Raw genomic sequence first — 13,418 nt, forward strand, 5'->3', positions numbered from 1 at the left:
GGCCCATACGGGGCCGGGGGCACGGCGCGGGCCGGGTCACCGAACCGGCCGGGGCGCGCGGTCGCCGTGCGCCCCCGCGCCCACCGACCCCGCGCCCCGTGCCCTCATCGCACCGACGTCATCGCCCTCAGTGCGCCATCACCGGAACCTGCACCTCCGACTCCTCGCCGGCCCCCGCGCCCGCGCCGTCGTCCGAGGAGACTGCCGGCGAACCGCCGCCCGGCCGCCCGGTGTTGACGAGCGTGAAGGCGAGCGCCGCCGCCAGGGTCAGGATGCCCACCGCCCACCAGATGGCGGTGGTGTAGCCGTGCACCATCGACTGGAGCTTGAGCAGGTCCGCCGAGCGGGCTCCGGCCGCGTGCGCCGTCGCGTACGCGGTGGTGGCGCTGGCCGCGATGGTGTTCAGCAACGCGGTGCCGATCGCGCCGCCGACCTGCTGCGAGGTGTTGACCATCGCGGAGGCGACGCCGGCGTCCCGCGGCTGGACCCCGTGCGTGGCCAGCGACATGGCCGGCATGAACGCGGTGCCCATGCCGAGGCCCATCAGGACGAAGCCGGGCAGGATCAGCGCCGGGTACGACGTGGTCAGGTCGATCTGGCTCAGCACCAGCATGCCGAGCGCGGCGACCGTGAAACCGGGAGCCATCAGCAGCCGCGGCCGCACCCGGGTCATCAGCCGCGCGCCGATCTGCGTGGAGCCGGTGATCATGCCCGCAACCATCGGGAGGAAGGCCAGGCCGGTCACCACCGGCGTGTACCCCTTCACGATCTGCAGGTAGTAGGTCAGGAACAGGAAGAGCCCGAACATCCCGATCACGGCCAGGCCCAGCGAGGCGTAGACCCCCGCGCGGTTCCGGTCGGCGACCACCCGCAGCGGCAGCAGCGGCGCCGCCACCTTCGACTCGACGAGGACGAACGCCAGCAGCAGCGCGGCCGCCGCGACGAACAGGCCCAGCGTCGGGCCGGCCAGCCAACCGTCGGACTCGGCCCGGGTGAACCCGTAGACCAGCGAGACCAGTCCGAGCGTCGCCAGGATGACGCCGGGCACGTCCAGGCGGGAGGGGTTGCGGCCCTCCGCGGGCTCGCGGATGACCAGGACGGCGCCGGTCGCGGCGACCACCGCGAACGGGATGTTGACGAAGAACGTCCAGCGCCAGTTCATGTACTCGGTCAGCACGCCGCCGAGGATCAGCCCGACCGCGCCACCGCCACCGGCGATCGCGCCGAAGATGCCGAACGCCTTGGCGCGCTCCCGGGCTTCGGTGAAGGTCACCGCGAGCAGGGACAGCGCGGACGGCGCCAGCAGCGCGCCGAAGACGCCCTGGAGCGCCCGCGCGCCCAGCAGCATCGTCTCGTTGGCCGCGGCCCCGCCGAGCGCGGAGGCCACCGCGAAGCCGATCAGCCCGATGATGAAGCTCCGCCGACGGCCCCACAGGTCGGCGATCCGGCCACCGAAGAGCAACAGGCCGCCGAAGGCGAGGGCGTAGGCGGTGATGACCCACTGCCGGTTGGCGTCGCTGATCCCCAGGTCCTGCTGGGCCGAGGGCAGCGCGATGTTCACGATCGTCGAGTCGAGGACGACCATCAGTTGGGCGAGGGCGATGAATATCAGCGCTTTCCAGCGCCGTGGATCGACGGACGGGAGGGTTTCAGGCATGACGGGGTCCACCTAGTGGTGCGTAACGGAACGAAAGGACGCCCCAGGGGCCTTGGGAACTCCGGGAGTTGCGGAAACTCGGGAGCCCAAAGAGCTCTGGGACGCCCAGCGAGAACTGGGAGAGCTGAGAGAACTGGAGAGCTGAGAGAACTGGGAGAGCTGGGGAACTGGCTGGAAGCAGACGGGGACGTACGGGAGGGGCAGGCGGGACGAGCAGGTCCGGCGAGTCGGACGGAGCAGACAGGCCAGATGGGGCAGACGGGTCAGACAGGTCAGGTGGGTCGAACGGGAGCGGAGAGGTCACTGCGCCCCCAGGGAGCGGAGGCAGCGGGCCGTGGTGCCTAATGGGAGCGCGGCGGGCCGGCAGCAGCCCGCCCACAGCTCCCGGCCCCACCGCGCCTCAGGTCCTCCAACGTGGCGGCGGCGCCGGGTAGTTCGGACCGGCCCGGGGCCCGTAGGCCGTCCAGGAACAGCTGGAGGTGCCGGTGCACGAACCCGTCGAAGTCGAGGCAGACGCTGCCGGGCAAGGGGCGGGTGAGCTGGGTGAGCGCGACCATCAGGTCACCGACGGCGATGTCGGTGCGCAGTTGGCCGCTGTCGCGCGCGGCGCCCATGACGGCCTCCACGGCCGCGTCCAGGCGCTCGCGCGCGGCGAGCAGTTCGGGGTGGGCGTGGTCGATGCCGTCGGAGAGCAGCGGGCACAGCGCGCCGATCCGCTCCTCCACCGCGTCGTGGGCGAAGCGCCGCAGCGCTTCGAAGGCATCCGGCTCCTCGGCGAGTGCGCGCTCCGCGCGGTCCGCGACACGGGACATGACGGAGAGCGTGACGTGGTGGATCAACTCCTGGCGATCGGCGAAGTGACGGTAGAGCGTCGCATTGCCGACACCCGCGCGTCGAGCGATTTCATCGAGCGGGACCTCGGCCCCGAACTCGACCATCGTCTCCCGCGCGGCGGCGATGATCCGCTCGCGGTTGCGCACCGCGTCGGCCCGCAGCCGCGGCGCTGCACACTTCACACCCACTGCGGTCACGTCGGCGCACTCCCTTCGCTGTCATCGCGTCCACCGAACCCGGGATGGCCCCGGAACCGGAGAAGCTCCTCTGGAACCGGGGGCCCACCGCCAGCACCGGCCCGCCCAGAAAGCGGAACCGGAAGCGGGGAAGCACTCCCCGCTTCCTCCAACACCCAGCTAAACGGGGACCGGCTCCCCGGATATTTCCGGACCGGCATGTGACCTGGGACACGCACCCGCACCCGCCCCCCGAACACGAGCCCCACACGCCCCGAGCACACCCCCGCCCCCTCCCGCCACCCGCGCCGGGCACCCGGCGTAAGCCCGGCCCGCCAGCCATCCGCACCACACCGCCCCTCCATTTGACGCATCCCCACGCGCGAGCGACCATCCGCCGCCGCAGGCTGAACACCATGAGTCAGAAGGCACCCGCTCCATGAGGCGAAGGGCAGGCCCACACCCCGTCAACCGCACCGCGGAGACCGGCAAACACCTCGCAGACACCCCGCAGACACCGGCAAGTACGAGGCAGCCCCATGCGCACCCTGACGCACACGCTCTGCGCCGCCCTGGCCACGACCGTCACCTGTGCGGCCGCGGCCATCGCCCTGACCACACCCCCCGACGCCGTCGCGGCCGCACCCCCGCCACCCCCCGACCCCCGCGTCACGCCCCCCGCCACTCCCGTACCGCCCGCCACCAACGTCAAGCCGGTCCCCTCACCCCCCGGCACCACCAAGCCCACCAGCCCGGCCACCATCACCCCCACCGCCCCGACCATCACCACCAACCCCACCAAGACCACCGGCCCCGCCACAGTCACCGGCCCCCCGAAGACCACCACCCCCACGCCCGTCCCCACCCCCACGCCCACGCCCCCGCGCATCGCGCCCCATAAGCCCCCGGCCCCGCCCGCCCCCGCGCGCCCCAGCGGCCCCTGCGCCCTGCCCGGCATCACCAACAACGTCTCCGAGGCCGCCCCCACCCCCGCCGGCTACGCCCGCGCCTTCGGCACCGTCCGGGCCCTCACGCTCTTCGTCGACTTCCCCGACGCCCCCGCCACCCTCTCCCCCATGGCCCGCTTCGCCGAGTTCTTCCCGGCCGCGACCGACTACTTCCGCGTCAGCTCCTACGGGCGGATGACCTACGTCCCCAAGCCCCTCTTCCGCTGGATCCGGATGTCCCACCCGTTGGCGGCGTACGGCATCAACCGGGGCGCCAACTTCGACCCGTCCTCGAACACCGGCTACCACGCCCTGGCCCGCGAACTCGTGCACGCCGTCGACCCGTTCGTCGACTTCCGCGACTACGACGTCGTCAACGTCATCACCTCCCCCAACGCGGGCCCGCCCGCCACCCGCACGGTCTGGTCGGTCACCTTCAGCGGCGGCGACCTGGGGATGAAGACCGGCCGCGGGGCGCCCTTCCGGAACGTTTCGTTCATCTGGAGCCGGCAGACGGGCCTGAGCGCCTTCCGGGTCCTCAACCACGAGAACGGGCACGCCTTCGGGCTGCCCGACCTCTACTACAGCAACGAGCGCGACGGCCCGACCCCGGTGGGCCACTGGGACCCGATGGACGAGGACTGGGGACCGAGCAACGACTTCCTCGGCTGGCACAAATGGAAGTTGGGGTGGCTCACCCCCGGCCAGGTGCACTGCGCGCCGGCGGGCGGCGCACCCGCCGAACACGTCCTGACGCCGATCTCCACCCCCGGCGGCGCCAAGATCGTCGTCGTGCCGACCGGCCCGCACACCGCGTTCGTCGTCGAGGCGCGCGCCAGCGGCCTGTTGGACCCGATCGTCTGCCGCCCCGGCATCCTCGTCTACCACGTGGCCACCAACGTCCCCACGGGCCGCGCCCCGATCCGGGTCATCGACGCCACTCCGCACAGCCGCGGCTGCTACGGCGACGCCCGTTACGTCGACCCGGACATGACGGACGCCACCTTCCGCCCCGGCGAGACCTACACCGACCGCACCAGCGGCGTCACCGTCACCGTCCTGACCGAGAACACCGACGGCACCTACCGCGTCCGCGTCACCCCCGCACACGCCGCGGCGCCACCCCACCCCCACTGACCCATCGGACAGACCCTAGGGCCTCTCCGACCCTGACCCATCGGACAGGCCCTAACTCCCGCCCTCCTCCTTCCAGTGCCGCCGCCCGATGCTGATCAACCGCAGTTGCCGCCGCGCCCGCCACACCACCCGCTCGACCGCGTCCTCGCCGCCCTCCTCGCGGGCGTCGAGCAGCTCCGCCGCGGTCGTCACCAGCCGGTCGACGTACAGCTCGGCCAGCATCCGCACGTCCTCGTCCCGCCAACCGGCCGACACCTGCTGGGACTTGAGCGCCTCCGCGACCTCCGTCACGAACCGCTCCAGCTCCTCGGCGATGGCGTGCCGCACGGCCCGCACGCCGCCGCGCCGCTCGCGGGCCACGAACCGTACGTGCGCGGGGTGTTCGCGCACCAGCCGCTCGACCACCGCGACCGTGCGGTCTATCCGCTCCTCCGCCGCGTCCTGCTCGGCGAGGATCGCCCGCACCATCGCGTGCAGACTGCCCAGCGCCTCCTCGACGAGCGCCACGCCCAACTCCCCCAGATCCCGGAAGTGTCGGTAGAACGCGGCCGGGGCGACGCCCACCACCCGGGTCACCTCACGCAACCCCAGGCTGCTCAGGCCCTGCTCCGCCAGCAGCCCGAGCGCCGCGTCCAGCAGCGCCTGACGGGTCTTCTGCTTCTGCACCTGGCGGACTCCGCCCTCGCTGTGACTCATGTCATCCAGTAAACAACCGTTCTCCGAAGCGCTCCACCCGCCCTCAGTCGTACACTGAAGAAGTCAGTGAACAACTGTCCGCTGAAGCTCCCCGCGGGCCCTACCGGCCCTGCCCGGAGCCGGCCCTCCCGGAAAGGCAGACCATGCTCTTCCTCGTCGCAGCCCTCCTCCTGATGGGGATCGCGCTGGGCACCGCGGCGCACCTCCCCGTCCCGGTCACCCTCGCCGCCGGCGCCGCCATCGCCGTCTGGCTCCTCGTCTTCTACCTGCGCGAACGCCGCCACCACACCGAGGGGACCCCCCGATGACCACCCTCACCACCCCCAAGCCCGCCGCCCGCCTCGACGCGGACGGCATGGCCGTCGCCTCCTTCGTCCTCGGCCTCGTCGGCACCCTGGTCCTCAACATCGTGCTGGGCCCCTGCGCGCTGGTCCTCGGCACCCTCGCCCTGACCCGCGGCACCACCCGCCGCGGCCGCGCCGCCCTGGGCCTCGCCCTCGGCGCCGCCGGCCTGCTGCTCCTCGCGGCCCTCACCGCCACCGACGGCACCCTCAGCTGGCACCTCGGCTAACCCACCGAACCGCCCGCACCCACCCGCCCCACACCAGCCATCCGCTACGCTTGTCGCCGGATCGGATCACCCCGATCCACCCGCCTCCGTAGCTCAGGGGATAGAGCACCGCTCTCCTAAAGCGGGTGTCGCAGGTTCGAATCCTGCCGGGGGCACAGTGCAGATGGGCGACGGCGTCCCATCGGTTCGGCCGGCCCGGATCGCTTCAGTAGCGATCCGGGCCGTTGCTTCGATCGTGTCGCTGGTGAGCACCACCCGGCAGCGCGCGCTGTTGCTGCGCTTGTCGTAGTGGATCTGGAGCCTGAAGGCTTCCAACATGCGGCGCCGCATCGCGTCCGTAAGTTCTGCGATCTCGCACCTTGCGGCGGGCAGTGCGTCCACGAGGGCCGGGGCCTGCCAAACCGGAGTCCGCTGCCGGTGGGCGGTGATCTCGGCTTCCTTGGCTTGGATCTGCTCATCGAGTTCGGCGATGCGCGTCTGGACCCCTTGGACGAAGCGCCGGTCGGGATTGTCGGCGAGTTCGAGGGCGTGGAACTGGCGCTCCCGTCGTTGACTGAGGTCCCTCAGAGCAGCGTTCAGCGCCTTGTGCCGTTCCGTGTGCCGGCGTGCCTCACTCTCGTCGGCCGCGGGCAGCGCCCGGCCCAGGCCGCGGCTACTACATCACCCGCAAACGCGGCACATCCCTGATCCAACTCGGCTGGCAACCCGACCAGTAGTCCGCTCAACCGGCTACCGGCGGCCATGCCTTTTGAGCGACCCTCCGCACCACGTGCCACTGTGCCCTCGACGCCCACGCCACTATGCCAGGTCCACGGACCGCCAATAGGCGACGTCAAGGCCGTACCCATGCCAGCAGGACGGTCTCAGCTCATCGCGCCGTGACACCGGTCCTGCATTGCCGAAATCGACTGGCCCACCCCAACTAAACCGGCGCCGACGGCCAGTTGTCGATGCGCTCTCGGTGGGGGCGTATCGCTAGACACAACTGATGGGCCCGCCAGGCGCCGGCTGGTACACGTACCAGACCACGAAGAGCTGCAAGGCCAGCAGCGGGATGTCCAATGCGGCAGCGATCACCGCCAGCTTGCCCTGCCAGCCGCAGCCCACCCAAGCGCCCCGTCGCCGGGCCCGTCGGGCAAGCCACCAGAACAGCGTGAGCGTGAGAATCCCACAAGCCAGCGAGCCGTAGGCAGTCAGGTAGATCTGCCACGTCAGTGGGAGGTCCCTGCAGTGCGCCCACTCCGCGGCGGTGTGTGCGTCGTCAGCCTTCCCATACACCGCGAGGCCGCCTAGGCCGAGTAGCGCGAACAACGGGACCAGCAGCGCGGAGAACGGGGCGCTGGATAGTTTCCTGGCCATCAATACCAATCCGGGTGAGGGCGGATGATACGCACCCGCTGCTGTCCCTCGGCCTTCTCCACGGCCGGGAGACGGCCCTGCAGACTCGCGTTCTGGTATGGGTCACTGTGCTGCGTGTACTTGATCTCGCCGTCCGGCATCACCGCGGTGACGATCGCGGCGTGGTGAGCCGCCCCCTTCTTCAGTCCGTCGTTCGGGCCGGCTTGGTCGTAGTAGATGATGTCGCCGGGTCTGGCCTGGGAACGGTCGACTTCTTCACCGCCGTGCTTGAGCATGAAACTCTGCTGGTTCTCGGCACCGGCCCACGTTTTGGAGTGCCCGAGAGAGCGGTCTATCTGCTCGAAGCCGGGAAAATGAATACCGGTGGGGTTCCCCCGCATCCAGGTATCGTCGCCGCGCGTCCCCTCCCAGAACGAGGTCTTCTCCTGCATGCCGGCATACGCCAGCGCGTTGGAGACGAAATTGGTGCAGTTGTTCCCGAAGTCGACTGGATCGTCCTGGTTCCAGTTGTCGAGGGCGTACTCCACCATCTTGACGCGATCGAACTTCCCGTCTGTGCCTTGCATTTCGCGTTTGACGCTTTCCGGGATTCCGTCGAGATGCGCGAGCTTAACTGGCTCGGCCCGCATCATGTCCTGCTGTTGCTTCTCACTCAGGCCGTTCCACCAGGCGCTTACCACGGCCGGGTCAGTATCCGCCTTCGGGATATCGGCAGCGAGCATGTCCATCTCGACGCGCGAGGCTCGGTTCTGCTCTTTGAGGGCCTTGTCCGGGTCGCTCATATCGACCATGCCAGCCAGGCGGGACAGTTCCGCCGCTGTTTTCTCGTCCGCTTCCGTCGCCTGCCGAAGCGCCTGTTCGCGTAGAGCGACGATCTCGCGATAGGCCTGTTGCTGATCAGCATCGGCGTTCGGGGCGGGGCACTCCAAAGGCATGCCGTCCTCGCCGAGGGGGAGGTCGTGGGCCCGCGACAGGTCGGCGATCTGGTGCGCGACGCTCATCGCCGTGTCAAGGCTGGCGTACATGCCTTCCATGACCATTTTGACGCTGAGCAGCAGGTCGTACGCCGACTCCAGTTGGTTGGCGAGTTTCACGAAATCACCGGCCGCGGCCGCACCGACTTCGTCTGCCCAATTATCGGCGAGGGGCTTGGCACCCTGCTCGCGTACGTCGTTCGCGGCGTTCAACGCGTACTTCGCCAGTGCCGCCCAATCTTCCGCAGCGTCCTTCCACTTCTGGGGATGAGCACTGATGAGCTCCGAGTACGTGACCATGGTCAGTGCCTCCCCAGGTCCCGCAATCCGGCCTTCATCCGCGAGGCTGCTTCCTGGTCTGCGGCGTCGTAGCCGTCGGCAGAGTCCTGCAACCGCTGGCCCAACTCGCCCATCTTCTTGGCGAGCTCGATCATGTGGTCCTCCCAGGCGGTGCGGCACGACATCACGGCGTTCCCGCACTTCCAGAACATGGCGTCGAAGTAGACCTCTTGAGAGCTGTCAAGGACATGCGCCAGCCGCCGCTGGGTGTCGCTCGACAACGCCTTCATGTCATCACCAGTGCTACGCACCTTTGCCGTGTCCACCCGTATGTCGCCCATGGCCGCCCCCATTTCGTTCGGAACTCCCCCACCTGGCCTTGTACATGACCAGGCAATGTCGTACCTGCATACCGTACGAGGCGCCCGACAGGGTTCCAGAAGAGGGGGACGGACCCTGCAGCGGGGTTGTGACCACGCCACAGGTACTACGCGCGTCCCGATAGCAGATCCGCGCGCCGCGGCTGTGAATCCCACCCCATCGCACTGAGCCCCTTCGCCGCCTGGAGGGATCCGGCGGAGCTCACGCTCCCCGCCATCGAGCAGTGTGATCCGCTGCCCCGCCGGGGGCACCAGCGCTAAGGCCGCCTAGGGGCGTTCCTGGGTGGCCTTTGGTGTTTGTTCCTGGGGGTGACCGGCTTGTGCGGCTCTTGGTCTGGTGGGGTGGGGGTGGGTGAAGTGTTGGGGTGGGGTGAGGAGTTCGCGTCGCGGGTGGTAGTTCGGGTGGGCTGTGGGGGGGGCGGGTTGGGGGTGCGGGGCTGAAGTGGGCTGTTTGTGGGGGGCTAGGGGGAGTTTTCGGGGGTGAGGGTGGTGAGTTGTTGGTGGAGGCGGTGGGTTTCGGTGGGGCGGTGTTGGGAGGTGTAGAGGGTGAGGGCCTGGTGCCAGGCCGCGCGGGCCTCGGGTTTGTTGTGGGGGGCGAGGGCGTGGCCCAGGTGGTCGAGGGTGTCCGCCTGGGCTGAGGTGTCGCCGAGGTCGCGGTAGAGGGCGAGGGCCTGGCGGTAGCGGTCGGCGGCCTCGTCGTGGTGGCCGGTGTGGTGGGCGAGGTAGCCGAGGCTGAGCAGGGTCCTGGCCTGGCCGCTGCGGTCTTCGGCGGTGCGGCACTGGTGGAGTGCCTGGTCGCAGTGGCGGCGGGCCTCTTCGTAGTGCCCCAGCTTGGCCAGGTACCAGCCGACCTTGTTGCGGGCGTGGGAGCCGCTGACCTTGACGTCGAGGTCCTCGAAGAGGCGCAGGGCGCGGCGGACGTGGTCCAACGCCCTTTGGTATTGGCCCTGTTGTTCCCAGGCGACGGCGATGGCCCGGTGGGTGTGGGCCTGGCCGAGCCGGTCGTCGTCGCGCTCCGCGCCGGCGAGGCCGTCCTGGAGGTGGACCAGCGCCTCCTCGTGCTGGCCGAGTTGGGCATGGGCCCGGCCGAGGTGGCGGTACGAGCGCGTACGGGAGCGCGGGGCGTCCAGGTGGTTCGACGCGGCGGCGCCGGCCTTCCAGGCGGTGAGGTTGTCCTGGAGGTGTCCCTGGCGTAGTTGGAACGTGGTGAGCGTCCAGGCCAGTTGCCACACCTACGGGTGCCAGGAGCGCTCCGCGGCCGCGTGTTGGATGGCCATGAGGTTGGCGCGTTCGGCGGCGAACCAGGCCCATGCCTCCGTGGCGTCGGCGAGCGGCTGCGGTCGGCAACCGGGGCCGGGGGCGCCGAGTTCGATGGGGGCGTGGTGCGGGGCGATGAGGCGGTCGGCGGCGTGCGCGGTGTGGGCGGCGTACTCCGTCAGCCGCCGCAGGGCCTCGTCGAGGGCGGCGGGCTCCTGTTTGCGGCGGGCGAAGGTGGCAGCGCACAGGCGGACCAGGTCGTGCATCCAGTAGCGGCCCGCCTCCAGCTGCTGCACCAGGGAGACGCGCTCCAGGTGGCGCAGCACGCGGCGCACCTTTGGCGCCGGTTGGCCGACGAGGCTGGTGGCGGCCGGCAGGCTGATGTCGGAGCCCGGGGCCGTCCCCAACAGGCCGAACACCGTGGCCTGTTCGTCCGTCAACTGCTCGTACGACCAGGACAGCACCGTTTCCAGGCACGCCATCGGGGGCTCCTCGGCCAGCGCGTCGAGCCGTGAGGAGGCGTCCCGCAGCTCCTCGGCCAGCGCCGCGAGCGGGATCGTGGGGTTCAGCTGGGCGCGGGCGGTGACGATGCTCAGGGCCAGCGGGAGCCCCGCGCACCAGGTGACGATCTCCGCGACCGCCGCGGGCTCGTCGGTCACCCGCCGTTGGCCGAGGTGGCGGGTGAGGAGCGCCCGCGCCCCGTGGTCGTCGAGCGTGGGGACGGTGATCAACCGGGCGCCGTGCGCGGTGATCAGGCCGGCCATGTGGTCGCGACTGGTGACCAGCACCGTGCAGGTCGGCGCGCCGGGCAACAGGGCGTCCACCTGGGCCGAATCGTGGGCGTTGTCCAGGACGATCAGCAGCCGGGGGCCGGGGGCGGCTGGTTTTCGCAGGTCGTTGGGGGCCGGGCGGTGGGGGCGGGGCGGGGTGGTGGTGCTGCGGTCCGGGCGGCTGTGGCGTGGTGCGGGTGGAGTTATCCACAGGCTCGGCGAGCGGTGGGGCAGAGCTCGTAGGCTTTCGGGGTGGTTCCGGCGGACGTGGGAGTGGTCGTGGGCGTGGACGAAGACGTGCAGAGCGCGGCGGGCGTGGTGGATGCGCCCGAAGGCGGTGTGCTGGTGGACGAGGCGGTGCAGGTGCTGCGCCGGGTGTTCGGGTACGACGCGTTCCGCGGGGAGCAGCGCGAGATCATCGAGCATGTCATCGGGGGCGGGGACGCGGTCGTCCTGATGCCCACGGGCGGCGGGAAGTCGCTGTGCTACCAGATTCCCGCGCTGGTGCGGCCGGGCGTCGGGGTGGTCATCTCGCCGCTGATCGCGCTGATGCAGGACCAGGTCGATGCGCTGCGGGCGCTGGGCGTGCGGGCCGGCTTCCTCAACTCCACGCAGGATCTTGAGGAGCGGCGGCTGGTCGAGGCCGAGTTCCTGGCCGGCGAGCTGGACGTGCTGTATCTGGCGCCGGAGCGGCTGCGGGTCGAGCAGACGGTGCAGCTGCTGGAGCGCGGGAAGATCTCGCTCTTCGCGATCGACGAGGCGCACTGTGTGGCCCAGTGGGGCCACGACTTCCGGCCGGACTATCTGGCACTGTCGATGCTGCACGAGCGCTGGCCGGACGTGCCGCGGATCGCGCTGACCGCGACGGCGACGAAGGCGACGCACCAGGAGATCACCTCCCGGCTGCGGCTGGACGGTGCCCGGCACTTCGTCGCCAGCTTCGACCGGCCCAACATCCAGTACCGGATCGCGGCGAAGAGCGAGCCCAAGCGGCAGCTGCTGGAGCTGCTGCGCGGCGAGCACGCGGGCGACGCGGGGATCGTGTACTGCCTGTCCCGCGCCTCGGTGGAGAAGACCGCGCAGTTCCTGGTGGACAACGGCATCGAAGCCGTGCCGTACCACGCGGGGCTGGACGCCCGGGTGCGGGCGGCGAACCAGGCGCGGTTCCTGCGGGAGGACGGGCTGGTGGTGGTCGCGACCATCGCGTTCGGGATGGGCATCGACAAGCCCGATGTGCGGTTCGTGGCCCATCTGGACCTGCCGAAGTCGGTGGAGGGGTACTACCAGGAGACCGGGCGCGCCGGGCGGGACGGCGCGCCGTCCACGGCCTGGCTGGCGTACGGGCTCCAGGACGTGGTGCAGCAGCGGAAGATGATCGACGGGTCGGAGGGGGACGACGCGCACCGGCGCCGGTTGTCCGCCCATCTGGACGCGATGTTGGCGCTGTGCGAGACGGTGGAGTGCCGACGGGTGCGGCTGCTGGCCTACTTCGACCAGGAGAGCGGCCCGTGCGGCAACTGCGACACCTGTCTGACGCCGCCGCAGACCTGGGACGGCACGGTGTCCGCGCAGAAGCTGCTGTCGACGGTGGTGCGGTTGCAGCGCGAGCGGGGGCAGAAGTTCGGCGCGGGGCAGATCATCGACATCCTGCTGGGCCGGAAGACCGCCAAGGTCATCCAGTTCGACCACGATGCGCTGAGCGTCTTCGGAATCGGGGAGGATCTGCGCGAGGCCGAATGGCGGGGCGTGGTACGGCAGTTGCTGGCCCAGGGACTGCTGGCCGTGGAGGGGGACTACGGGACGTTGGTCCTCACCGAGGAGAGCGGCGCGGTGCTGCGCGGGCAGCGTCAGGTGCCGATGCGGCGGGAGCCGGAGAAGCCGGCCCGGGCGGCCAAGGCGAAGGCCAAGGGCAAGCGGGCGCCGGTGGATCTGCCGGCGGAGGCGCTGCCGGTCTTCGAGGCGCTGCGCGCCTGGCGGGGCCGCACGGCCAAGGAGCAGGGCGTCCCGGCGTATGTGATCTTCCATGACGCGACGCTGCGGGAGATCGCGGTGACGGGCCCGGCGAGCATCGCCGAACTGGGCGCGCTCAACGGGGTGGGCGAGAACAAGCTCGCCAAGTACGGCGAGCAGATCCTCCAGGTGCTGGCAGGAGGGGGAGACGAGGCGGCCGGGGCCGATGTGGCGCCCGGTACGGGCGGGACCGCTACGGCGGCGCCGGCGGCCCCGAAGGCACCGGTGTCCCCGGCGTCCCCGGCGACGGTGCCGGCCCCGGCCGAGGCCGAGGACGAGGAGGTGCTGCCGGAGCCGCCGGATGACATCGACTGGTGAGAGGGCGTCGACCGGCGAGATGGCGCCGAGCGGTGAGAGGACGTCGACCAGCA

13 protein-coding genes and 1 tRNA gene are annotated in these 13,418 nt (G+C 70.7%); 6 read left to right on the forward strand and 8 right to left on the reverse strand.

The genetic code is table 11. The annotated features are described in order from the left end of the window. Nucleotides 1–127: 127 nt before the first annotated feature. Both ACFVFQ_RS28050 and ACFVFQ_RS28055 read right to left on the reverse strand, forming a co-directional pair. Nucleotides 128–1,657, reverse strand: coding sequence for an MFS transporter (locus tag ACFVFQ_RS28050; RefSeq protein ID WP_383420932.1), 1,530 nt, complete (start codon nucleotides 1,655–1,657; stop codon nucleotides 128–130). Nucleotides 1,658–1,998: 341 nt separating this feature from the next. After that, nucleotides 1,999–2,688, reverse strand: coding sequence for a TetR/AcrR family transcriptional regulator (locus ACFVFQ_RS28055; protein WP_383420936.1), 690 nt, complete (start codon nucleotides 2,686–2,688; stop codon nucleotides 1,999–2,001). A 518-nt stretch (nucleotides 2,689–3,206) separates the two neighbouring features. Here ACFVFQ_RS28055 and ACFVFQ_RS28060 point away from each other — a divergent pair. Beyond that, on the forward strand, nucleotides 3,207–4,751 hold the full coding sequence (locus ACFVFQ_RS28060) for a M6 family metalloprotease domain-containing protein (protein ID WP_383420938.1): 1,545 nt from the start codon (nucleotides 3,207–3,209) through the stop codon (nucleotides 4,749–4,751). A 51-nt stretch (nucleotides 4,752–4,802) separates the two neighbouring features. Here ACFVFQ_RS28060 and ACFVFQ_RS28065 read toward each other — a convergent pair whose 3' ends face one another. Next, on the reverse strand, nucleotides 4,803–5,447 hold the full coding sequence (locus ACFVFQ_RS28065) for a TetR family transcriptional regulator (RefSeq protein ID WP_383420940.1): 645 nt from the start codon (nucleotides 5,445–5,447) through the stop codon (nucleotides 4,803–4,805). Nucleotides 5,448–5,590: 143 nt separating this feature from the next. On the opposite strand from ACFVFQ_RS28065, the gene ACFVFQ_RS28070 reads away from it, so the two are divergent. The 4 genes from ACFVFQ_RS28070 (at nucleotide 5,591) to ACFVFQ_RS28085 (ending at nucleotide 6,705) form a co-directional block, all read left to right on the forward strand. Next, the gene (locus tag ACFVFQ_RS28070; RefSeq protein ID WP_383420942.1) at nucleotides 5,591–5,755 is read left to right on the forward strand and encodes a hypothetical protein; all 165 of its coding nucleotides are present in this window, start codon (nucleotides 5,591–5,593) and stop codon (nucleotides 5,753–5,755) included. Beyond that, nucleotides 5,752–6,018 carry a hypothetical protein gene (locus ACFVFQ_RS28075; RefSeq protein ID WP_383420944.1) on the forward strand — a complete coding sequence of 89 codons (267 nt, stop codon included), beginning with the start codon at nucleotides 5,752–5,754 and terminating at the stop codon, nucleotides 6,016–6,018. The genes ACFVFQ_RS28070 and ACFVFQ_RS28075 overlap by 4 nt, the downstream gene beginning before the upstream one ends. 82 nt (nucleotides 6,019–6,100) lie before the next feature. After that, a tRNA-Arg gene (locus tag ACFVFQ_RS28080) sits at nucleotides 6,101–6,173 on the forward strand. A 133-nt stretch (nucleotides 6,174–6,306) separates the two neighbouring features. Next, nucleotides 6,307–6,705, forward strand: a complete 399-nt coding sequence (locus tag ACFVFQ_RS28085; protein WP_383420946.1) for a hypothetical protein — start codon at nucleotides 6,307–6,309, stop codon at nucleotides 6,703–6,705. A gap of 288 nt (nucleotides 6,706–6,993) precedes the next feature. On the opposite strand, the gene ACFVFQ_RS28090 is transcribed toward ACFVFQ_RS28085, so the two are convergent. From ACFVFQ_RS28090 to ACFVFQ_RS28110, 5 genes are all read right to left on the reverse strand, one after another. Next, the gene (locus ACFVFQ_RS28090; protein ID WP_383420948.1) at nucleotides 6,994–7,377 is read right to left on the reverse strand and encodes a hypothetical protein; all 384 of its coding nucleotides are present in this window, start codon (nucleotides 7,375–7,377) and stop codon (nucleotides 6,994–6,996) included. Continuing rightward, on the reverse strand, nucleotides 7,377–8,651 hold the full coding sequence (locus ACFVFQ_RS28095) for an amidase domain-containing protein (RefSeq protein ID WP_383420950.1): 1,275 nt from the start codon (nucleotides 8,649–8,651) through the stop codon (nucleotides 7,377–7,379). Before ACFVFQ_RS28095 ends, ACFVFQ_RS28090 begins: the two co-directional genes overlap by 1 nt. Nucleotides 8,652–8,653: 2 nt before the next feature. Continuing rightward, nucleotides 8,654–8,983 carry a type VII secretion target gene (locus ACFVFQ_RS28100; protein ID WP_383420952.1) on the reverse strand — a complete coding sequence of 110 codons (330 nt, stop codon included), beginning with the start codon at nucleotides 8,981–8,983 and terminating at the stop codon, nucleotides 8,654–8,656. A 488-nt stretch (nucleotides 8,984–9,471) separates the two neighbouring features. Beyond that, nucleotides 9,472–10,242: a tetratricopeptide repeat protein gene (locus ACFVFQ_RS28105; RefSeq protein ID WP_383420954.1), complete on the reverse strand. Its 771-nt coding sequence runs from the start codon at nucleotides 10,240–10,242 to the stop codon at nucleotides 9,472–9,474. Continuing rightward, on the reverse strand, nucleotides 10,243–11,463 hold the full coding sequence (locus ACFVFQ_RS28110) for an NB-ARC domain-containing protein (protein ID WP_383420956.1): 1,221 nt from the start codon (nucleotides 11,461–11,463) through the stop codon (nucleotides 10,243–10,245). Between ACFVFQ_RS28110 and recQ the strand changes: the two genes are divergently transcribed. Further along, on the forward strand, nucleotides 11,377–13,365 hold the full coding sequence (gene recQ, locus ACFVFQ_RS28115) for a DNA helicase RecQ (protein WP_383420958.1): 1,989 nt from the start codon (nucleotides 11,377–11,379) through the stop codon (nucleotides 13,363–13,365). The two genes, ACFVFQ_RS28110 and recQ, sit on opposite strands and share 87 nt — an antisense overlap. Nucleotides 13,366–13,418 lie beyond the last annotated feature (53 nt).

The sequence above is a fragment of the Streptomyces sp. NPDC057743 genome, assembly GCF_042798755.1.
In the GTDB taxonomy this organism is placed as follows: domain Bacteria; phylum Actinomycetota; class Actinomycetes; order Streptomycetales; family Streptomycetaceae; genus Streptomyces.